The organism is Enterobacter cloacae complex sp. 370H10, from assembly GCF_050031535.1.
In the GTDB taxonomy this organism is placed as follows: Bacteria; Pseudomonadota; Gammaproteobacteria; order Enterobacterales; family Enterobacteriaceae; genus Enterobacter; species Enterobacter intestinihominis.
Window position 1 is genome coordinate 4202401 of record NZ_JBLGWG010000001.1, and the last position, 20586, is coordinate 4222986.

Sequence of the window (20586 nt, forward strand, 5' to 3'; positions counted from 1 at the left end):
GCGCCGTCCGTGGCCTCCAGAGGGGTATTACTTTTCGCTGACGGGTAAATATCCCTCGATTGAGCGCATAAGCTCCTCCAGATCTGGCAATTTTTCGCTCAATTCGAAGTGGTAAGTCCCCTTGAGGTTAATGTTGTGCCAGGCCACAGGGGATGCCTGTTTGACGATATCTATTCTCTTGGTATCTCCTTGGTATTCGAAGCTGGTCAACAGCTGGCTGAGTATCCTGGAGTTGAAGTAAACGATGGCATTGGTGACCAGGCGAGCGCACTCATTCCATAGCTGGATTTCTTCGTCTGAACTGCCCCGGAACTGATCCCCATTGACGCTGCTCACGGCCCGACGCAGTTGGTGATAGGCCTCTCCCCGGTTCAGCGCGCGCTGAACATAGTTTCTTAAACTGGCATCATCGATGTAGCACAGTAGATAATTCGCTTTCACCAGGCGATTGTATTCCGTCAGGGCTTCCAGCAGCGGGTGATTGCGCTTGTACTCCGAGAGCTTTCTCACCAAGGTGGCTTGCGTTGTTTTCCGCTGCTTAAGTGATACTGCAATCCGTTGGATGGTATCCCAGTGCTGCGCAATACGATGGGTATTGATTGGCTTTTTTAAGCACAGCTGAATTCGGTGTTCTTTGTCTTCCTTGACATCAAACATGTCATTGATCACTTTGCCAACCTGGGCATAGCGTGGGGCAAACTGGTATCCGAACAGATCCAGTAACGCGAAGTTCACATGGTTCACCCCATGGGTATCGGTTGAGAGCACATCCGGAATGATGTCTGACGTATTGCTCATCAACAAATCAAAGATGTAGTGCGATTCATGTTCGTTGGCGCCGATCACTCTGGCGTTGATCGCAGCGTGATTGGCGATCAAGGTCATGGCAGAAACACCTTTTTGAGTGCCAAAGTACTTCGACGAATAACGGGTTTTGAAGGTCTCGCGCCGGGCTTCGAACTTTTGACCATCGGCACTGGCGTGGATCACATCTTCCTGGATGTTGTAGTACCGGAAGATGGGTAGCTTGGCTGTCGCGTTATTGATGTTGTCGTTAGCAGCATTCAATGTTTCCAGGCGAAGATAGTTCGCCTGGATAGTGCTGAGCTGATCATAGGTACGATCAGAGATCTGTGCCATGCCGTAAATGCCTTGATTGGTTGCATTGCCGACCAGAATTGCCAACAGGTCATATTCATGGGAACGGCTTCTGGATTGGGAACCCAGCACATGAGCGAAGCAGTCAATGAAACCGGTGTCACGATCAACCATGCGCAGTACATCCGCAATCCCCGTTGTGGGAATTTGCTGGAAGAAGGGATTGTTGACCAGATGATGTTTGCTGGCCGAAGGCAGGCGCCAGAAGCGTTTACCCTGCGGATTACGCAAGATGATATTCCGGTTGTCTTCCTGTTCAAGATATTCGCCGACTTCGTACAAACGGGTATCCAATTCCATGGCCATCTGTTTGATCAGCTTTTCAGGCTCCTCCGCTAATTTTGTAAAATGGCTCTGTTGAAGCAGCGTATATTTGTTTTTTCGCCAATGTTCCCCGTCGATCAGGTCGGCGTCGAGTGCCCGGTATTTAGTGATATCAGGCAGCGTCAGCTGGCCATTCAGGCGATCAGGAATCTGTTGATAGAGGAACCACTCATAACGATCGATCAGGATATTCCCTTCACCATCCAGCAGGAATTCACGTGATTTTTTGGAAAGGAGTCTGGTGTCGGCAGTTTGCAACTGAGCGTCCTGGCCGTTGAGTTCGTTTTGTGTTTTCGCCAAGGCGGCCGCTAAGTGCTGGGTGCCGTCGCAGCCTTCGAAGCGCAGACATAGGAACAACTCTCGCAGCAAACCTTTCCGCAGACTTTCTTTCTCGTCGCAGTACTGCCACATGGCTTCATCGACCGATCGTCGCTGCTCGTTCAGGAAGAGACATACAGATTCCAGATCCCTTTTGGTCAGCAGGCTCAGTGCTTGCTGTCTTACTGTTGCAAACGGTAGTTGCAGATCAATGCTGTCATCAATGAACAGGTGCAGTACTTCAGCTGCCTTGCTGACATTTTTAGCTGCTTTTTGCCAATCCTTAAACACCGCTTCCTGCGCATAATCCTTTGCCTTCTGTTTGGTCTGTCTGACATGATGCACAAAGCCATCGGCAATACGTTCCAGCGCTTGCTGCCATCGCGTTTGAAGATAGCACAATAAATACAGCCATTGGCTGCCTACGGTTTGACGTTTCAGTTTGGCACCGTAGTAGTCGACTTTCTCTGCCAGGTGTTGCAGATTTTTCTGCGACAGTGATAGCGTGCTCAACAGCAGATCCACTTCCGGCATCCAATGCTGGATATGGCGATAGACAATCAGTTCTTTCTCCAACTCGGTTCCGGTGAAGTTACGAGCCGATTGTCGCAACTGTCGGAACGGCAGTGGACCTGTGCCGTTCACGAGCTCCGCCAGTGCTTGCTTAAGACCGCGTGACATTGCACGCTCAAGGTGCGCGGCCATGTGTTCCTGTTCGTCTCCCACCACCTGACTGATGATCTTTTGCAGCGTGCTGTAGGCAGGGATTGCGATCTTCTGCCCCGAACAATATTCATTGGCCGCATCGAAGAGGTGCCTAGGCGCTGTCCAGGCTCTGGCTTGCTGGGATAAGTAATCTCTCAACGCCGCTCCATGGTCTTTGACATTCCAGCGCTGGTAGTTGCAGAGCTGGAAAACACGTTGGTAAATCCGTTCGTTCTCTTTTGGCGTGAGATTAAAGGGTCTACAGCCTGGGCCTGGTAGAACGGTTTGATAAACGTATTTGAGGTCCTGCTTGATCTGATGAAAGCCGGGATTCAGCACCACCGGCTTGGCTTTGAAATAGCCCAGCAGTACCACCAGCATGTAACGCTGGCCCCGATGACGGAGGCTTTTAGCGATCGCCAGTTCCTTATCGTTCAGCGAGAAAAAGAAGCGTTGGTCGGCGGAGGTGAAAGCGGGGGGTCCATATAACTCATCTTGTTCTGCCTCGGACAAGATTTGGACACGTTCTTCGAATGCCATGGATTTAGCCCAAAAAGACTAAATCTTACTCAAACAGAGCCCAAATAGGGATCTCGAAAAAAGTAATACCCCTCTGGAGGCCACAGACGGCGGGGCCTCCAGAGCACTTTGTCGTTTTTGGACGGAAAATCCCTAGAACCCCAAATTTGTCTCCGTCTTGATCCTCGATGAGATTACCTCGCAGAGAAATGGTCGCACCGTCATGCATCGTTTTGGCCTGTTCGACAGTCATGATTCTTGCATCTTCAGTCCCACGATAACCTTCATCCAGAGCGTGGGCTGGCGGTGGAGCTGTATCATTTTTCAACCCGCCGTTATCATCAGCAAGCGCTGGCGACAATAAAAAACAACATAATAATGGCGTTATGGATAATTTCATATGTTCTCCTTTTGCCAAGGTTGAAATGTTAAGTGTGGTTGCTATTTATTAACACTGCGAACTGGATAAGTCTCAAATAATATTGTTTAAATTAAATCTAACGTTGGTGGGGATATAAGCGCAACGGTAGAGGAAAGTAGGGGGGGTAATATTCCGAGAAAATTAAGTGTAGCTGGATAATATAGGTCATGCCATTCATTTTGGTCTACGCTTATTAGTCTTTGTGATAAATAATGAGAGGTAATTGAATGGCTGGCTTAAACAAGGAAAAAAAGACCATCAATAAAACCAATTCTGCGCGTTTTCCGGCGCCGCCTTTTCAACAGCAGCAGCAGCCCTTTCCCGGGCTGGCGGGGAAAATGCAACCGCGCCCCGATCATGGAGAAGACAGCTATCAGGGAAGCGGTCGCCTGAATGGGCGCAAGGTATTAATTACGGCACTGTTGCAAATAGTCGGTGGTGATAAACTTATCATCCCCTTTTGCTGATGGAGCTGCACATGAACCCATTCAAAGGCCGGCATTTTCAGCGTGACATCATTCTGTGGGCCGTACGCTGGTACTGCAAATACGGCATCAGTTACCGTGAGCTGCAGGAGATGCTGGCTGAACGCGGAGTGAATGTCGATCACTCCACGATTTACCGCTGGGTTCAGCGTTATGCGCCTGAAATGGAAAAACGGCTGCGCTGGTACTGGCGTAACCCTTCCGATCTTTGCCCGTGGCACATGGATGAAACCTACGTGAAGGTCAATGGCCGCTGGGCGTATCTGTACCGGGCCGTCGACAGCCGGGGCCGCACTGTCGATTTTTATCTCTCCTCCCGTCGTAACAGCAAAGCTGCATACCGGTTTCTGGGTAAAATCCTCAACAACGTGAAGAAGTGGCAGATCCCGCGATTCATCAACACGGATAAAGCGCCCGCCTATGGTCGCGCGCTTGCTCTGCTCAAACGCGAAGGCCGGTGCCCGTCTGACGTTGAACACCGACAGATTAAGTACCGGAACAACGTGATTGAATGCGATCATGGCAAACTGAAACGGATAATCGGCGCCACGCTGGGATTTAAATCCATGAAGACGGCTTACGCCACCATCAAAGGTATTGAGGTGATGCGTGCACTACGCAAAGGCCAGGCCTCAGCATTTTATTATGGTGATCCCCTGGGCGAAATGCGCCTGGTAAGCAGAGTTTTTGAAATGTAAGGCCTTTGAATAAGACAAAAGGCTGCCTCATCGCTAACTTTGCAACAGTGCCCGAGCCCCTGCAGGCAGGAGAGCGCGGTCAGATAGTGGCTGTGCAAGTGGACGATCGCCTTGCAGGCCGGGTTGTGCAAATAGACCGCCCGGTGAAAAGTGACCTCTTTCGACGGTTTGTCGCCGGAGATCCATTCCCCTTGCAGCGTCACCACCGACAACCGCTGAGCCTGCAGTTCGCCGAGGCAGGCGCCGGTCGGCGTCGCCAGCAGGTTGCCGTCCGGCAGCAGCAGCGACAGATTGCCAGCGGAGCCGGTGGCATAGCCGCGGCTAAACAACGAGGCGCCAATCTGCACCATTTCCTCTCGCAGTTGTTGCTCAGTCATGACGAAACTCCTGCTGGGCACGGGCAAAGAACTGGATATCGCCGAAGTTACCTGACTTCAGCGCCAGGGAGAGCGGCTGGCGGGTGTCACGCACCCAGGGCACGCCAGGGGAGATGGTCGGCCCAATATGGAACGCCTCAACCCCCAGGGTCTGCGCCACAATGCTCGACGTTTCCCCTCCGGCCACAATAAAGCGGGTAAATCCGTTCGCCTTCAGGGGGTCGGTTCCGGCTGAGGGCGAAATGACACCCTAAGCTTTCGGTTCCTTGGGCCAAAGATATTCGCCAGTCAGTAGAATGTGCGCCCAGCCCAATGGGGATATGTGGGGAAGAAATTCAGGGGGAACATCCAACCCTTCGTTCCGCCGCTCCGTGACGGCATGACCAAGATGGACGGTATTCCAGTAAATGATCACCGCAGTCAATAAATTGAGCCCAGCGATTCGGTAGTGCTGCCCCTCTGTCGTGCGATCGCGAATTTCCCCCTGCCTCCCGATACGGAGCGCATTTTTGAGCGCATGGTGGGCCTCTCCCTTGTTAAGACCGATCTGAGCACGCCGCTGCATGTCCGTATCCAGGATCCACTCAATAATGAAAAGGGTCCGTTCAATACGACCAACTTCACGAAGCGCAACTGCAAGGTTGTTTTGTCGTGGGTAAGAAGCGAGCTTGCGCAGGAGTTGGCTGGGCCTGATTTTGCCAGCGGTCATCGTCGCGGCACAACGGAATCTATGGTCACTCCCGTTTTTGCAACACCGATTTTGACGATAAATTGGCTTGCTTGAATCTATCCGGCGTCTGAATGGGATTTTATTCCCGCGCCTCGATGAGTTCCGCGCCTGATGAACCTCCAGAAAATATACGGCTTCAATGAGCCTTTCCGTTTTACAGGTTCCTCAACAGGCCGGTGGGCCGTTAGTATCATCAATATCAGTATTCGCAAAACCAGATCAGTGATTCTTTAAACCGGTGTATTTCTGCCGTTATGCTACATAAGTTTGCTGTCGTGCCGTTAGGGCCCAGGCTATTCTGGCCAGCTTGTTTGCCAGAGCACAAGTGACGACAAAGTTGCTTTTCCTACACAGTAGATCCCTGACCCAATCGGCCAATTTGCCAGACTGGTGTTCCAGTTTTTGTATGAATACCCTGGCACATTGAACCAACAAAGTTCGGATCTTTTTGTTACCTCGCTTACTAATTCCCAGCAATGTCGTCCGACCTCCCGTGCTGTACTGTCGAGGCACTAGCCCTGTTGCCGCCGCAAAGTCACGACTGCTGGCGTACTGCTTCCCGTCGCCAATCTCAGTTGAAATAGTACTCGCTGTCAGTGTTCCGACGCAGGGAATGCTCAGCAAGCGCTGTCCAATCTCATCTTCGTCCAACTTTCGTTTCAACTGGGATTCCAAATCTTTAATCTGCTCAACAAGATAGTGATAATGCTGTTGTAATTTCAGCAATAACTGGCTGAGGTATAGAGGCAAACTATTGTCCTCAAGAAGGGTACTCAGTCGGCTAATAACGGCAGCTCCTCGTGGAACGCTGATGCCAAATTCCAGCAGAAAAGCATGCATCTGATTGGTTGTTTTTACCTTATCCTGAACCAGGGATTCACGGACACGATGCAGCGCACGCATTGCCTGCTGAGATTCAGTTCTGGGCTGTACAAAACGCATAGACGGACGCGATGCAGCTTCACAAATAGCTTCGGCGTCGACAAAGTCGTTTTTGTTACTTTTAACGAATGGACGGACAAATTGTGGTGATATCAGCTTAGGAAAATGCCCCAACTCTTCCAACTTGCGTGCCATAAAGTGAGAGCCACCACAGGCTTCCATTGCGATGGTTGTAGCGGGGCATGTCGCCAAAAATTCGATTAACTTTGGCCGTGTAAATTTTTTACGGTAAACAGCCTTGCCGCGACGATCCTGGCAATGAATATGGAAAGAGTTTTTACCCAGATCGATACCAATGAGCGCAATGTTTTCCATGATAGTTCTCCGAATGAAAGCCTGTCCTCAGCATAGTACCGGGAAGGAGGGAGTGACCATCTCATTAAATATCAGGCCAGTTCGCAACGATAAGATCCTCCCGGGCTTTTCCACCTACCAACTTGCGTAACTCCCTGGGGGTCGTATCGGGATTAAATACGTACAACCGCTTCGATGGCAGATCCCTGATTCGCAGAACGAGATTGTAGCCGAGCAGGCTACTGGCTCCGAACAAATGGTCGGTGAATCCTGCTGTATCGGCATACTGTTCGCGAACATGGCGACCGACCTCGTTCATCAGTAGTCCATCGAGAATATACGGTGCCTCGCTCACGGTCGCCGGGATCGACTGACAAGCGAATGGCGCGAACTGGTCGCTTACGTGAGTATACGCTTTGAGGCCGGGAACAGAACCATATTTGGCATTGACCATGTTCATGGCTTCGCCATGCCGCGCTGTCGGGAAAAACTGACCATCGCTCGATGCTGACGTGCCCATCCCCCAGACGCGTGACATCGGCAGTTTACCCTGCGCGGCCACCACAATTGCCAATGCCTGGTTCATGGCTTCGCTTTCAACATGCCAGCGGGCAAGGCGTGAGAGCTGCCAGTAATCATGCGTGTTTGTAGCTTCCGCCATCTTACGCAGGCCCAGATTGAGCCCTTCAGCGAGCAGGACGTTGAGCAGACCGATCCGGTCGCGACATGGAGCCCCGGTTCTCAGATGGGTAAACGCATCTGTGAAACCAAGGGCTGCATCAACTTCAAGCAGCATGTCGGTAATCCGAACGGACGGCATTCGGCGATACAGATCCAGTATGAGTGCCTCGGCACCATCCGGCACGTCTGCTGTCAACCTGTCGATCCGCAACGTTCCATCTTCTATGCTACCGTGCGGAATAGTGCCGTTACGGGCAGCCCGGGCCAGCCGCTTAAGAGCGATCGTGAGTCGCGCCTTTCTGTCTGCCAGCCAATCCTGTGGGTTGGAAGGCACGGCCAGTTTTGCATTTTCCTGCGCCGCGATCATCGGCACCAGTACCTGCTTGAGGTCACCATAGCGGCGCGAATGAGCGAGCCAGACATCTCCGGAACGAAAAGCATCCCGGAGGTGAAAGAGTACCGCCACTTCCCAAAGACGGGTATCTCCTTTTTCCTGAGCTCGTAAATGACGGTTCCATTTGGAGCTGGGCCGCAGGAAACGCCTTTCTGGCGATGCAACACCTTTCATCTCTCCGATCGACAAAGCTGCTGCTACCAATGGTCCGGCGACCGGCGCGGCTTCGAGCTTCAGACAGCGCAACATGCGGGGCGCATAACGACGAAAGCGATGGTATCCCTGCCCGACATATGCAAGAGGCTCATCGGCTAGCGTGTTGCTGAGTTGAGTCCCTGTCGCTACCAGTTGAGCGAGCCGGTCCCATGCAACCGAACTGGCGACAGCCATCTCCAGCGGGGTTCCGTCACTGCGGGCCTCAAGCAACGAAGCTCCCAGCGCGGTGAAGGTACGGATCGTATCCGTGAGTGTGGCTTTAGAGCCGGAAATTGTTTCGTCATGCTGGCGCTTCGCTTCCCGCCAGGTTTTTCCTACGATCCTGTCATGGGTTTCGACTATGGCATCAGCAATCGCCGCTTCCCACTCCACAACACAGACGGCAAGGATCGCCCAGCGGCGGTCCGAAGTGATGTCACGCAAACCGTCGGTGAAGTAGCGTTCACCCTGCCGACGCAGCCGGGCAATGCGATGGGCAGGTATGCTGGCCAAAGCACTATGATTGATATTCAGGGTACGCAGAAATTCGAGCCTGTCGAGCAAACGGTTAGCAGCAGCCGAGTTGTTACCAACCTCGAAGTTGCGAAGCCAGATGAAACGACTGATATTGCCGGCGAGCATTTCACTCAGAAGTTTGTCCAGGTGATCGCGAACATCCGCTGTTAAATTTTCCGCAATCCGCGTTTCAATCCGCCGCTCAGCGGCGACCAGAGCATCCGCGCACAAGCGCTCGATTGTCGATACTGCGGGCAGAATGGTGGAAGTTTCCCGACACCGCACAATAAAACGATGAGCAAGATCCTCGTTTGATCTGGCATCTTCGGCCTGGCCGAAAGTCCACTCCCGCAGATCACGGGCACCACGGCCCGTGAAGGTCTTGTAGCCGTAAATTTCGCGCAGCGTGTCCATGTGCTGCTGACGGGTTTGGCGCCGTGTGGCATAAGTGAGAAGCGCATCAGCCGGAACTCCAAGCTGAGCACCGACGAAGGAAAGGACTTCACGCGGGATCATCTCACCAGGAGCCAGTGCACGGCCCGGATATCGTAAGGCACAAAGTTGCAGGGCAAAGCCAATCCTGTTTTCCGGTCTGCGGCGCTGCCTAATGTTTTCCAGGTCATCATCGCCCAGCGTGTAGAACTTCAGTAGCGACAGTTCGTCCGTGGGCAGATCGAACAGCGCTGCTCGCTGCCGTTCGGTGAAAATATGGCGTCGTGACATACAAATTCGTCCCTTTTGAAGTATAGTCTGTTTTGGACAACAGCCAGCCCATATAAATCAGGGCGTTCCGATACAAAAATCCAGGAGGGTTCAATTGGGACATCGTGCCGCCATTTACTGCCGGGTTTCAACAGCGGATCAGTCTTGTGAACGCCAGGAATTTGATCTGCGAGCCTTCGCCGGCCGTGCCGGCTACGACGTGGTGGGAATATTTAAGGAAACAGGTTCAGGAACTAAACTCGACCGGGCCGAGCGAAAGAAAGTCCTGGCGCTTGCCCAGTCCAGACAAATTGATGCAATCCTGGTCACTGAGCTTTCCCGGTGGGGGCGCTCGACGCTCGATCTGCTCAATACGCTACGTGAACTGGAGAACTGGAAGGTTTCCGTGATAGCCATGAATGGAATGGCGTTCGATCTTTCGTCGCCGTATGGACGAATGCTGGCGACGTTTCTTTCCGGCATTGCGGAGTTTGAGCGGGATCTCATCAGCGAGCGGGTCAAGTCAGGCCTTGCTGTTGCGAAGGCACGTGGTAAGAGGCTTGGTCGTCAGGCCGGAGTGCGACCAAAATCAGACCGACTTTTGCCTAAGGTGGTTGCGATGAGGGCCGAGGGACGCAGCTATCGCTGGATCGCACGCGAGCTCGGTATCAGCAAGAATACCGTCGCTGACATCGTGCAACGACACAGAGCTAACGCTTAGGGTGTCATTTCGCCCTCAGCCGGAACCGACCCCGAATAGGTTTCGTCGCGGATGTGCCAGGCTTGCAGCCAGGACAGCTTGGCGTAGGTCAGGCCGGGGCTCGACTCGGCCATCTTGGTCAGCCCGAGGTTGATCGCATCACCGAGGATTGCGGACAGCAGCAACGTCCTGTCTTTGGCCTCGGCCCCGTCCTTCAAGTGGGTGAAGTGGCGGCTGAAGCCCGTCCAGTCGTCCACGTCCATCAGCAGTTCGGTGATCTTGATGCGCGGCAGTAACTGGCTGGTTTGGTCGATCAGCGCCTGCGCCCGATCCGGCACCGCCGCATCCAGCGGGGTGATTTTCAGCCCTGACTCGGTGAGGATGGCATCGGGCAGCTCGTTGTCCTTGGCCAGGCGGGTGACGGTGGCCAACTGCTCGTCCAGCAGCTGCAAACGCTCTTCCAGGTACTGGTCGCTGTTCGGGTTGATCGCCAGGGGCAGGGCCTGCTCGCGCTTGAGTGCGGCGAACTTCTCGGCCGGCAGCAGGTAGTCGTCGAAGTGGCACTGTTGCAAATAGTCGGTGGTGATAAACTTATCATCCCCTTTTGCTGATGGAGCTGCACATGAACCCATTCAAAGGCCGGCATTTTCAGCGTGACATCATTCTGTGGGCCGTACGCTGGTACTGCAAATACGGCATCAGTTACCGTGAGCTGCAGGAGATGCTGGCTGAACGCGGAGTGAATGTCGATCACTCCACGATTTACCGCTGGGTTCAGCGTTATGCGCCTGAAATGGAAAAACGGCTGCGCTGGTACTGGCGTAACCCTTCCGATCTTTGCCCGTGGCACATGGATGAAACCTACGTGAAGGTCAATGGCCGCTGGGCGTATCTGTACCGGGCCGTCGACAGCCGGGGCCGCACTGTCGATTTTTATCTCTCCTCCCGTCGTAACAGCAAAGCTGCATACCGGTTTCTGGGTAAAATCCTCAACAACGTGAAGAAGTGGCAGATCCCGCGATTCATCAACACGGATAAAGCGCCCGCCTATGGTCGCGCGCTTGCTCTGCTCAAACGCGAAGGCCGGTGCCCGTCTGACGTTGAACACCGACAGATTAAGTACCGGAACAACGTGATTGAATGCGATCATGGCAAACTGAAACGGATAATCGGCGCCACGCTGGGATTTAAATCCATGAAGACGGCTTACGCCACCATCAAAGGTATTGAGGTGATGCGTGCACTACGCAAAGGCCAGGCCTCAGCATTTTATTATGGTGATCCCCTGGGCGAAATGCGCCTGGTAAGCAGAGTTTTTGAAATGTAAGGCCTTTGAATAAGACAAAAGGCTGCCTCATCGCTAACTTTGCAACAGTGCCTTTAAGCGTGCATAATAAGCCCTACACAAATTGGGAGTTAGACATCATGAGCAACGCAAAAACAAAGTTAGGCATCACAAAGTACAGCATCGTGACCAACAGCAACGATTCCGTCACACTGCGCCTCATGACTGAGCATGACCTTGCGATGCTCTATGAGTGGCTAAATCGATCTCATATCGTCGAGTGGTGGGGCGGAGAAGAAGCACGCCCGACACTTGCTGACGTACAGGAACAGTACTTGCCAAGCGTTTTAGCGCAAGAGTCCGTCACTCCATACATTGCAATGCTGAATGGAGAGCCGATTGGGTATGCCCAGTCGTACGTTGCTCTTGGAAGCGGGGACGGACGGTGGGAAGAAGAAACCGATCCAGGAGTACGCGGAATAGACCAGTTACTGGCGAATGCATCACAACTGGGCAAAGGCTTGGGAACCAAGCTGGTTCGAGCTCTGGTTGAGTTGCTGTTCAATGATCCCGAGGTCACCAAGATCCAAACGGACCCGTCGCCGAGCAACTTGCGAGCGATCCGATGCTACGAGAAAGCGGGGTTTGAGAGGCAAGGTACCGTAACCACCCCATATGGTCCAGCCGTGTACATGGTTCAAACACGCCAGGCATTCGAGCGAACACGCAGTGATGCCTAACCCTTCCATCGAGGGGGACGTCCAAGGGCTGGCGCCCTTGGCCGCCCCTCATGTCAAACGTTGGGCGAACCCGGAGCCTCATTAATTGTTAGCCGTTAAAATTAAGCCCTTTACCAAACCAATACTTATTATGAAAAACACAATACATATCAACTTCGCTATTTTTTTAATAATTGCAAATATTATCTACAGCAGCGCCAGTGCATCAACAGATATCTCTACTGTTGCATCTCCATTATTTGAAGGAACTGAAGGTTGTTTTTTACTTTACGATGCATCCACAAACGCTGAAATTGCTCAATTCAATAAAGCAAAGTGTGCAACGCAAATGGCACCAGATTCAACTTTCAAGATCGCATTATCACTTATGGCATTTGATGCGGAAATAATAGATCAGAAAACCATATTCAAATGGGATAAAACCCCCAAAGGAATGGAGATCTGGAACAGCAATCATACACCAAAGACGTGGATGCAATTTTCTGTTGTTTGGGTTTCGCAAGAAATAACCCAAAAAATTGGATTAAATAAAATCAAGAATTATCTCAAAGATTTTGATTATGGAAATCAAGACTTCTCTGGAGATAAAGAAAGAAACAACGGATTAACAGAAGCATGGCTCGAAAGTAGCTTAAAAATTTCACCAGAAGAACAAATTCAATTCCTGCGTAAAATTATTAATCACAATCTCCCAGTTAAAAACTCAGCCATAGAAAACACCATAGAGAACATGTATCTACAAGATCTGGATAATAGTACAAAACTGTATGGGAAAACTGGTGCAGGATTCACAGCAAATAGAACCTTACAAAACGGATGGTTTGAAGGGTTTATTATAAGCAAATCAGGACATAAATATGTTTTTGTGTCCGCACTTACAGGAAACTTGGGGTCGAATTTAACATCAAGCATAAAAGCCAAGAAAAATGCGATCACCATTCTAAACACACTAAATTTATAAAAAATCTAATGGCAAAATCGCCCAACCCTTCAATCAAGTCGGGACGGCCAAAAGCAAGCTTTTGGCTCCCCTCGCTGGCGCTCGGCGCCCCTTATTTCAAACGTTAGACGGCAAAGTCACAGACCGCGGGATCTCTTATGACCAACTACTTTGATAGCCCCTTCAAAGGCAAGCTGCTTTCTGAGCAAGTGAAGAACCCCAATATCAAAGTTGGGCGGTACAGCTATTACTCTGGCTACTATCATGGGCACTCATTCGATGACTGCGCACGGTATCTGTTTCCGGACCGTGATGACGTTGATAAGTTGATCATCGGTAGTTTCTGCTCTATCGGGAGTGGGGCTTCCTTTATCATGGCTGGCAATCAGGGGCATCGGTACGACTGGGCATCATCTTTCCCGTTCTTTTATATGCAGGAAGAACCTGCATTCTCAAGCGCACTCGATGCCTTCCAAAAAGCAGGTAATACTGTCATTGGCAATGACGTTTGGATCGGCTCTGAGGCAATGGTCATGCCCGGAATCAAGATCGGGCACGGTGCGGTGATAGGCAGCCGCTCGTTGGTGACAAAAGATGTGGGGCACTGTTGCAAAGTTAGCGATGAGGCAGCCTTTTGTCTTATTCAAAGGCCTTACATTTCAAAAACTCTGCTTACCAGGCGCATTTCGCCCAGGGGATCACCATAATAAAATGCTGAGGCCTGGCCTTTGCGTAGTGCACGCATCACCTCAATACCTTTGATGGTGGCGTAAGCCGTCTTCATGGATTTAAATCCCAGCGTGGCGCCGATTATCCGTTTCAGTTTGCCATGATCGCATTCAATCACGTTGTTCCGGTACTTAATCTGTCGGTGTTCAACGTCAGACGGGCACCGGCCTTCGCGTTTGAGCAGAGCAAGCGCGCGACCATAGGCGGGCGCTTTATCCGTGTTGATGAATCGCGGGATCTGCCACTTCTTCACGTTGTTGAGGATTTTACCCAGAAACCGGTATGCAGCTTTGCTGTTACGACGGGAGGAGAGATAAAAATCGACAGTGCGGCCCCGGCTGTCGACGGCCCGGTACAGATACGCCCAGCGGCCATTGACCTTCACGTAGGTTTCATCCATGTGCCACGGGCAAAGATCGGAAGGGTTACGCCAGTACCAGCGCAGCCGTTTTTCCATTTCAGGCGCATAACGCTGAACCCAGCGGTAAATCGTGGAGTGATCGACATTCACTCCGCGTTCAGCCAGCATCTCCTGCAGCTCACGGTAACTGATGCCGTATTTGCAGTACCAGCGTACGGCCCACAGAATGATGTCACGCTGAAAATGCCGGCCTTTGAATGGGTTCATGTGCAGCTCCATCAGCAAAAGGGGATGATAAGTTTATCACCACCGACTATTTGCAACAGTGCCTCTCGATAGGTATAGTGTTTTGCAGTTTAGAGGAGATATCGCGATGCATACGCGGAAGGCAATAACGGAGGCAATTCGAAAATTAGGAGTCCAAACCGGTGACCTGTTGATGGTGCATGCCTCACTTAAAGCGATTGGTCCGGTCGAAGGAGGAGCGGAGACGGTCGTTGCCGCGTTACGCTCCGCGGTTGGGCCGACTGGCACTGTGATGGGATACGCGTCGTGGGACCGATCACCCTACGAGGAGACTCTGAATGGCGCTCGGTTGGATGACAAAGCCCGCCGTACCTGGCCGCCGTTCGATCCCGCAACGGCCGGGACTTACCGTGGGTTCGGCCTGCTGAATCAATTTCTGGTTCAAGCCCCCGGCGCGCGGCGCAGCGCGCACCCCGATGCATCGATGGTCGCGGTTGGTCCGCTAGCTGAAACGCTGACGGAGCCTCACGAACTCGGTCACGCCTTGGGGGAAGGGTCGCCCGTCGAGCGGTTCGTCCGCCTTGGCGGGAAGGCCCTGCTGTTGGGTGCGCCGCTAAACTCCGTTACCGCATTGCACTACGCCGAGGCGGTTGCGGATATCCCCAACAAACGATGGGTGACGTATGAGATGCCGATGCTTGGAAGAAACGGTGAAGTCGCCTGGAAAACGGCATCAGAATACGATTCAAACGGCATTCTCGATTGCTTTGCTATCGAAGGAAAGCCGGATGCGGTCGAAACTATAGCAAATGCTTACGTGAAGCTCGGTCGCCATCGAGAAGGTGTCGTGGGCTTTGCTCAGTGCTACCTGTTCGACGCGCAGGACATCGTGACGTTCGGCGTCACCTATCTTGAGAAGCACTTCGGAGCCACTCCGATCGTGCCAGCACACGAAGCCGCCCAGCGCTCTTGCGAGCCTTCCGGTTAGAGGCCGTCGACAATGATAATCTGGATCAACGGACCTTTCGGCGCCGGAAAGACGACTCTCGCTGAGCGGCTGCGCGATCGGCGTCCGAAATCGCTGATCTTTGACCCTGAGGAAATCGGGTTCGTGGTGAAAGAAACGGTCCCCATACCAGCGAGCGGAGACTATCAGGATCTCCCCTTGTGGAGGGGACTTACGATCGCTGCGGTCAGCGAGATTCGCAGGAATTACTCGCAGGACATCATCATCCCAATGACGCTCGTGCACCCGGACTATCTGACTGAGATACTCGACGGGTTAAGGCAGATCGACGATCAGCTGCTGCACATCTTTCTGATGCTTAACGAGGACCTATTGCGTCACCGGATCTCGAACCAGACCATGCATCCTGACCCGAATCGGAATGCGGAGATTCGAGAGTGGCGATTAGCGAATGTCGCCCGATGCTTGGCCGCAAGGGAACGGCTTCCGTCCACAACCCGTGTTCTCGATAGTGGTGCACACACCAGCGATGAACTTGCAGCGATGGTGCTCGACAGACTCGATCAGCGCACCTGATCGCCTTAGAGCTGGCTCGGGAAATCTGCACAGCGGGGATAAGTGGAGTTTCTGCCTGACTTCGGCTTAGATGCCGGGAACAGGAGAGACCATGACGAGACGACCGCGCCGGAACCATAGCCCGGCTTTCAAGGCGAAGGTGGCACTTGCCGCCATCCGAGGTGAGCAGACGCTGGTGGAGTTGTCCCAGCAGTTCGATGTGCACGCCAACCAGATCAAGCAATGGAAAGACCAGCTCCTTGAGGGGGCGACAGGTGTGTTCGGCGATGAAACGAAAGCGGAGCCGTCGGGTCCGACCATCGATGTCAAAACGCTGCACGCGAAAATCGGCGAACTGACACTGGAGAACGATTTTTTATCCGGTGCGCTCGGCAAGGCGGGATTGCTGGGCGGAAAGAAATGATCGACCGCGAGCACAAGCTATCCGTCGTGCGCCAGGCGAAGCTTCTCGGCTTCAGCCGTGGCAGCGTCTACTATCTGCCTCGTCCGGTGTCTGACGGCGATCTGGCCCTTATGCGCCGGATTGACGAATTGCATCTCGACTACCCCTTTGCCGGAAGTCGGATGTTGCAAGGGCTCTTGAGAGGAGAAGGTCTGGAGACCGGGCGGCGACACGTCGCCACGCTGATGAAGAAGATGGGCATCAAGGCGATCTACCGCCGCCCGAACACCTCGAAACCAGCGCCAGGGCACATACGAAAGCTGGCAGTCACCCGGCCCAATCAGGTGTGGGCAATGGACCTGACCTACATCCCCATGGCGCGGGGATTTGTCTATCTGTGCGCCGTCGTGGACTGGTTCAGCCGGAAGGTCTTGTCATGGCGGTTGTCGATCACGATGGAAGCAGCCTTCTGCATCGAGGCGGTGGAGGAGGCACTTGCCCGTCATGGCAGGCCGGAAATCTTCAATACCGACCAGGGATCGCAGTTCACCTCCATCGACTTCACCGCCGTGCTGAAGAGGTCACAGATTGCCATCTCGATGGATGGCAAGGGTGCGTGGCGAGACAATGTCTTCGTCGAGCGGCTCTGGCGTTCGATCAAATACGAGGAAGTCTACCTCCATGCCTACAAGACTGTGTCCGAGGCACGCGCTGGCATCGCCCGATATCTGAACTTCTACAACACCAGACGCCCACATTGGCACTGTTGCAAAGTTAGCGATGAGGCAGCCTTTTGTCTTATTCAAAGGCCTTACATTTCAAAAACTCTGCTTACCAGGCGCATTTCGCCCAGGGGATCACCATAATAAAATGCTGAGGCCTGGCCTTTGCGTAGTGCACGCATCACCTCAATACCTTTGATGGTGGCGTAAGCCGTCTTCATGGATTTAAATCCCAGCGTGGCGCCGATTATCCGTTTCAGTTTGCCATGATCGCATTCAATCACGTTGTTCCGGTACTTAATCTGTCGGTGTTCAACGTCAGACGGGCACCGGCCTTCGCGTTTGAGCAGAGCAAGCGCGCGACCATAGGCGGGCGCTTTATCCGTGTTGATGAATCGCGGGATCTGCCACTTCTTCACGTTGTTGAGGATTTTACCCAGAAACCGGTATGCAGCTTTGCTGTTACGACGGGAGGAGAGATAAAAATCGACAGTGCGGCCCCGGCTGTCGACGGCCCGGTACAGATACGCCCAGCGGCCATTGACCTTCACGTAGGTTTCATCCATGTGCCACGGGCAAAGATCGGAAGGGTTACGCCAGTACCAGCGCAGCCGTTTTTCCATTTCAGGCGCATAACGCTGAACCCAGCGGTAAATCGTGGAGTGATCGACATTCACTCCGCGTTCAGCCAGCATCTCCTGCAGCTCACGGTAACTGATGCCGTATTTGCAGTACCAGCGTACGGCCCACAGAATGATGTCACGCTGAAAATGCCGGCCTTTGAATGGGTTCATGTGCAGCTCCATCAGCAAAAGGGGATGATAAGTTTATCACCACCGACTATTTGCAACAGTGCCCTATTTTTCGGGGATCTGATTGCCCTCTGGCAATATCATTCAGCACGCCATAGTCGGCATCATGGTCCATTCGCCAGAAAACCGAAGCACCGGCATCAGCCAGGCGTGGAGAAAACTGGTATCCCAGCAGCCAGAAAAGGCCAAAGACAAGTTCGCTGGCACCTGCTGTATCGGTCATAATTTCGGTTGGATTCAGCCCGGTCTCCTGTTCCAGAAGACCTTCCAGCACAAAGATAGAGTCCCTCAGCGTCCCCGGTATAACGATGCCATGAAAGCCGGAATACTGATCGGACACAAAGTTGTACCAGGTGATCCCTCTGTTATTACCAAAGTATTTGCGGTTCGGTCCGGCATTGATTGTTCTGACTGGCGTAACAAAGCGCATTCCATCTGCAGATGCCACTTCTCCTCCACCCCATATCTGTGCCAGTGGCAGCGTTGCCTGAAAATCAACCAGTCTGGCATTAGCGCTGGTGATAGTTTCAGCCCGCAGATAGTTCGCTTTTGTCCAGTTCAGCCGGTGTCGGGTCAGTGCAGGAACATTTGATCTGATCAGTGGTTCCAGACCGATATTGCAGGCTTCAGCCATCAGCACGGCGCTGATGCTGACGGGCAGATCATCAACTCTGGCACTGGCTTCACTAGCATGGAAAAACTCATCAGCAAATCCGGTATGGGCGTTAATTTCGAGCAGCAACTCCGTTAAATCCACCGGAGGGAGTAGATCACTGATCATTTTGCTCAGTCGTTTCAGACTGTCCGGCTCATCAAGACTGGCGAGGGGAGAAATTGTCAACCGGGGCTTCGGGCCAGAAACATCGAGTTCGACAGCCTCATTTTCGCAAAGACGTGCAGCAACCTGTCTGTAACGACTATCAAGCTGATGACCCAGAGATTTTATTGCTTCCTGCGGGTCTGTCGGGTGCCCCAAAGAACGATAAACCTTAATCCGGTTTGCCTGCCAGTCAGCACCCTGTAGTAATCTTGCACGAGGATCTCCCCACCGGTTACTGCCGGTAACGTAGACATCCCTCCGCCTCAGACTATCCTGCAGTTTACTGAGAAAGCAGAGCGTGTATCCCCTGCGGGTGATATGTTTTTCCTTGTTAATCACCAGCCGTTTCCATGACCGACTGATAATTTCCGTTGGTGCGTCGTCAAAAAACTGCCGCCGTGAGCTGAACTCCCGGCTGAGGTAGTCACAGGCATTCAGAGTGGTAACCCCGGCAGGTGCGGATGAAAATTTAACGGTATTCAGCAGATGGGGCAGGAAACGACGAACGCGCCCGTACTGCTCCACCATTTCTTCATGAAAATTATCGTCTGAGGGCCGGGCAATTTCACGGACAAGCGTGATGATTTCAGCCAGCTTTTGCCTTGGGATGTAGCTGAACACCTCAGCACGAATCGATTCGTCCGGTGTTTCTTCTTTCAGCAGGTACGAACATGCGCTGGCGAGCGCCAATGCAGATTTATCCAGATCCTTCAGCGAGCGGAGCCGTTTTTTCTGCCCAATCTTTCTGGCGTCACGGATGATAACGGCCAGCATGGCGTCCAGAACGTCCAATGCATCATCCAGCGCCAGCGTTTCCCATGCAAGGACAAAGGCAACCAGAACCGCCATCCTTTTCTGCGGTGACATCCTGGCAATATTGAACACCGAAGTCATACCAGCATAACGTGCGAGATTTTTCAGGCGCACAGCCGGGAGTGTACTCAGGTTTTCAGCATGCAGGCCAAAATCGTTCAGAGTTTTCCAGCGTTCAATTGCTTCATTAAACGCCGGACCACTGATGGTCACAGGGCCCTTTTTCAGTGATTCCAGTAAAGACAGGCGGCTGCAATCAGTTGGCCCCAGCAGCATCTCCAGCTGTGAACGCTGTTCGGCTGACGGTATCAGTGCCAGTTTGTTCCACAGGCGCAACGTCGCCTTTTCCCTTACCTCTGAAATCAACCGGGTCAGCGTAGTGGCTCCGGGGAGAATAATACGATGTTGCATAAGCCACCCTGTCGCCAGATCGAAAAGCAGGCCAGGACGTTCGTTGCTTATCCAGCTCCGGGTATATAAAAGACGGGTAAGGCGAAATGTCCAGGGCCAGGCAAATTCACGATACTGATAGTGCTGACGTATCAGCGCTGCATGCTCACGGCGGGTATTTTCCCTCTGACCGTATTCTGCAAGAACGGTGATATCACGAATCCCGAGCTGTCTGGCGGTAAAATGCCGGACGCCGGAAGGAATATGACCTGGGACCTACGTGCGCCCGCACCGACACCCTCACACCTTCGAGCTACTGTTGCCATTAAGGGGTCGTTTCGTGGTGCTGAATTTTGACGATCGGGGTACCGTCACCCATCGGGCGATATTGGGGGAAACCTGTACGGTGCTGGAGATGGCCGCAGGAACCTGGCATGCCGTGCTGTCGCTGGATACCGGTGGCATAATTTTTGAAGTAAAACACGGTGGCTATCAACCCGTGGCTGCCGATGACTATGCGCACTGGGCTCCAGCGGAAGGAGAACCAGGAACCACGGAGCTTATGGCCTGGTATGCGCAAGCGCAGGTGGGCGACAGCACTTTTGCCGTCTAAGGCGATAAACAAAAACGGAATGAGTTTCCCC

Annotated in this window: 15 protein-coding genes and 7 pseudogenes; 11 read left to right on the forward strand and 11 right to left on the reverse strand. The window is 52.8% G+C overall.

Translation table 11 applies throughout. The features are described 5' to 3' along the window. Positions 1-27: 27 nt before the first annotated feature. Both ACQG2Q_RS20705 and ACQG2Q_RS20710 read right to left on the reverse strand, forming a co-directional pair. Positions 28-3045, reverse strand: a complete 3018-nt coding sequence (locus ACQG2Q_RS20705) for a Tn3-like element IS3000 family transposase (RefSeq protein WP_004199413.1) — start codon at positions 3043-3045, stop codon at positions 28-30. A 25-nt stretch (positions 3046-3070) separates the two neighbouring features. Next, positions 3071-3424: a hypothetical protein gene (locus ACQG2Q_RS20710; RefSeq protein ID WP_022631167.1), complete on the reverse strand. Its 354-nt coding sequence runs from the start codon at positions 3422-3424 to the stop codon at positions 3071-3073. A 248-nt stretch (positions 3425-3672) separates the two neighbouring features. On the opposite strand from ACQG2Q_RS20710, the pseudogene ACQG2Q_RS20715 reads away from it, so the two are divergent. Continuing rightward, positions 3673-3888, forward strand: a pseudogene (locus ACQG2Q_RS20715) (NAD(P)-dependent dehydrogenase); the annotation flags it as partial. Between the two features lie 35 nt (positions 3889-3923). Then, positions 3924-4628, forward strand: coding sequence for an IS6-like element IS26 family transposase (locus ACQG2Q_RS20720; protein WP_001067855.1), 705 nt, complete (start codon positions 3924-3926; stop codon positions 4626-4628). On the opposite strand, the gene ACQG2Q_RS20725 is transcribed toward ACQG2Q_RS20720, so the two are convergent. From ACQG2Q_RS20725 to ACQG2Q_RS20745, 5 genes and pseudogenes are all read right to left on the reverse strand, one after another. Next, on the reverse strand, positions 4574-5005 hold the full coding sequence (locus tag ACQG2Q_RS20725; RefSeq protein ID WP_011977770.1) for a class II aldolase/adducin family protein: 432 nt from the start codon (positions 5003-5005) through the stop codon (positions 4574-4576). The genes ACQG2Q_RS20720 and ACQG2Q_RS20725 overlap by 55 nt on opposite strands. Further along, positions 4998-5222, reverse strand: a pseudogene (locus ACQG2Q_RS20730) (nucleotide-binding domain containing protein); the annotation flags it as partial. The pseudogene ACQG2Q_RS20730 and the gene ACQG2Q_RS20725, both read right to left, overlap by 8 nt. Positions 5223-5255: 33 nt before the next feature. Next, positions 5256-5729 (reverse strand): annotated as a pseudogene (locus ACQG2Q_RS20735) (Tn3 family transposase); the annotation flags it as partial. A gap of 258 nt (positions 5730-5987) precedes the next feature. Beyond that, positions 5988-6992, reverse strand: a complete 1005-nt coding sequence (locus ACQG2Q_RS20740; RefSeq protein WP_000427620.1) for an IS110-like element IS4321 family transposase — start codon at positions 6990-6992, stop codon at positions 5988-5990. Between the two features lie 67 nt (positions 6993-7059). Then, positions 7060-9480: pseudogene (locus ACQG2Q_RS20745) on the reverse strand (Tn3-like element Tn5403 family transposase); the annotation flags it as partial. 94 nt (positions 9481-9574) lie between these two features. Between ACQG2Q_RS20745 and ACQG2Q_RS20750 the strand changes: the two are divergent. Next, positions 9575-10180, forward strand: coding sequence for a recombinase family protein (locus ACQG2Q_RS20750; RefSeq protein WP_000509966.1), 606 nt, complete (start codon positions 9575-9577; stop codon positions 10178-10180). 32 nt (positions 10181-10212) lie between these two features. On the opposite strand, the pseudogene ACQG2Q_RS20755 reads toward ACQG2Q_RS20750, so the two are convergent. Then, positions 10213-10716: pseudogene (locus tag ACQG2Q_RS20755) on the reverse strand (Tn3 family transposase); the annotation flags it as partial. A gap of 65 nt (positions 10717-10781) precedes the next feature. Between ACQG2Q_RS20755 and ACQG2Q_RS20760 the strand changes: the two are divergent. The 4 genes and pseudogenes from ACQG2Q_RS20760 to ACQG2Q_RS20775 all read left to right on the forward strand — a co-directional run. Then, entirely contained in the window at positions 10782-11486 is a 705-nt protein-coding gene (locus ACQG2Q_RS20760; protein ID WP_001067855.1) for an IS6-like element IS26 family transposase, read from the forward strand. Between the two features lie 143 nt (positions 11487-11629). Next, positions 11630-12184, forward strand: a complete 555-nt coding sequence (locus ACQG2Q_RS20765; RefSeq protein ID WP_063840321.1) for a fluoroquinolone-acetylating aminoglycoside 6'-N-acetyltransferase AAC(6')-Ib-cr5 — start codon at positions 11630-11632, stop codon at positions 12182-12184. A 130-nt stretch (positions 12185-12314) separates the two neighbouring features. Further along, positions 12315-13145 (forward strand): oxacillin-hydrolyzing class D beta-lactamase OXA-1, encoded by an 831-nt coding sequence (locus tag ACQG2Q_RS20770; RefSeq protein ID WP_001334766.1) that lies wholly within the window; start codon positions 12315-12317, stop codon positions 13143-13145. 137 nt (positions 13146-13282) lie between these two features. After that, a pseudogene (locus ACQG2Q_RS20775) lies at positions 13283-13723 on the forward strand (CatB-related O-acetyltransferase); the annotation flags it as partial. A 53-nt stretch (positions 13724-13776) separates the two neighbouring features. On the opposite strand, the gene ACQG2Q_RS20780 reads toward ACQG2Q_RS20775, so the two are convergent. Next, positions 13777-14481, reverse strand: a complete 705-nt coding sequence (locus ACQG2Q_RS20780; protein ID WP_001067855.1) for an IS6-like element IS26 family transposase — start codon at positions 14479-14481, stop codon at positions 13777-13779. A gap of 106 nt (positions 14482-14587) precedes the next feature. Here ACQG2Q_RS20780 and aac(3)-IIe point away from each other — a divergent pair, with 106 nt between their 5' ends. The 3 genes from aac(3)-IIe (at position 14588) to ACQG2Q_RS20795 (ending at position 17251) form a co-directional block, all read left to right on the forward strand. Then, positions 14588-15448 (forward strand): aminoglycoside N-acetyltransferase AAC(3)-IIe, encoded by an 861-nt coding sequence (gene aac(3)-IIe, locus ACQG2Q_RS20785; protein ID WP_000557452.1) that lies wholly within the window; start codon positions 14588-14590, stop codon positions 15446-15448. Between the two features lie 12 nt (positions 15449-15460). Further along, on the forward strand, positions 15461-16003 hold the full coding sequence (locus ACQG2Q_RS20790; RefSeq protein ID WP_002063889.1) for an AAA family ATPase: 543 nt from the start codon (positions 15461-15463) through the stop codon (positions 16001-16003). A 91-nt stretch (positions 16004-16094) separates the two neighbouring features. After that, positions 16095-17251, forward strand: a protein-coding gene (locus ACQG2Q_RS20795; protein WP_165587319.1) for an IS3 family transposase whose coding sequence is annotated in 2 segments (ribosomal slippage) — positions 16095-16353 and positions 16353-17251 — 1158 coding nt in all. Because the reading frame shifts where the segments join, the coding sequence is not laid out codon by codon here. Here the strand turns inward: ACQG2Q_RS20795 and ACQG2Q_RS20800 are convergent. Beyond that, entirely contained in the window at positions 17197-17901 is a 705-nt protein-coding gene (locus ACQG2Q_RS20800; RefSeq protein WP_001067855.1) for an IS6-like element IS26 family transposase, read from the reverse strand. The two genes, ACQG2Q_RS20795 and ACQG2Q_RS20800, sit on opposite strands and share 55 nt — an antisense overlap. 67 nt (positions 17902-17968) lie before the next feature. Next, positions 17969-20197, reverse strand: a pseudogene (locus ACQG2Q_RS20805) (Tn3-like element Tn3 family transposase); the annotation flags it as partial. 64 nt (positions 20198-20261) lie between these two features. On the opposite strand from ACQG2Q_RS20805, the gene ACQG2Q_RS20810 reads away from it, so the two are divergent. Beyond that, on the forward strand, positions 20262-20555 hold the full coding sequence (locus ACQG2Q_RS20810) for a WbuC family cupin fold metalloprotein (protein ID WP_116961751.1): 294 nt from the start codon (positions 20262-20264) through the stop codon (positions 20553-20555). Positions 20556-20586 lie beyond the last annotated feature (31 nt).

Coding starts and splice junctions, on each gene's coding strand:
- ACQG2Q_RS20705 (WP_004199413.1), bottom strand. CDS start 3,045: ATGGCATTCGAAGAACGTGTCCAAATCTTGTCCGAGGCAGAACAAGAT.
- ACQG2Q_RS20710 (WP_022631167.1), bottom strand. CDS start 3,424: ATGAAATTATCCATAACGCCATTATTATGTTGTTTTTTATTGTCGCCA.
- ACQG2Q_RS20720 (WP_001067855.1), top strand. CDS start 3,924: ATGAACCCATTCAAAGGCCGGCATTTTCAGCGTGACATCATTCTGTGG.
- ACQG2Q_RS20725 (WP_011977770.1), bottom strand. CDS start 5,005: ATGACTGAGCAACAACTGCGAGAGGAAATGGTGCAGATTGGCGCCTCG.
- ACQG2Q_RS20740 (WP_000427620.1), bottom strand. CDS start 6,992: ATGGAAAACATTGCGCTCATTGGTATCGATCTGGGTAAAAACTCTTTC.
- ACQG2Q_RS20760 (WP_001067855.1), top strand. CDS start 10,782: ATGAACCCATTCAAAGGCCGGCATTTTCAGCGTGACATCATTCTGTGG.
- ACQG2Q_RS20770 (WP_001334766.1), top strand. CDS start 12,315: ATGAAAAACACAATACATATCAACTTCGCTATTTTTTTAATAATTGCA.
- ACQG2Q_RS20780 (WP_001067855.1), bottom strand. CDS start 14,481: ATGAACCCATTCAAAGGCCGGCATTTTCAGCGTGACATCATTCTGTGG.
- ACQG2Q_RS20790 (WP_002063889.1), top strand. CDS start 15,461: ATGATAATCTGGATCAACGGACCTTTCGGCGCCGGAAAGACGACTCTC.
- ACQG2Q_RS20800 (WP_001067855.1), bottom strand. CDS start 17,901: ATGAACCCATTCAAAGGCCGGCATTTTCAGCGTGACATCATTCTGTGG.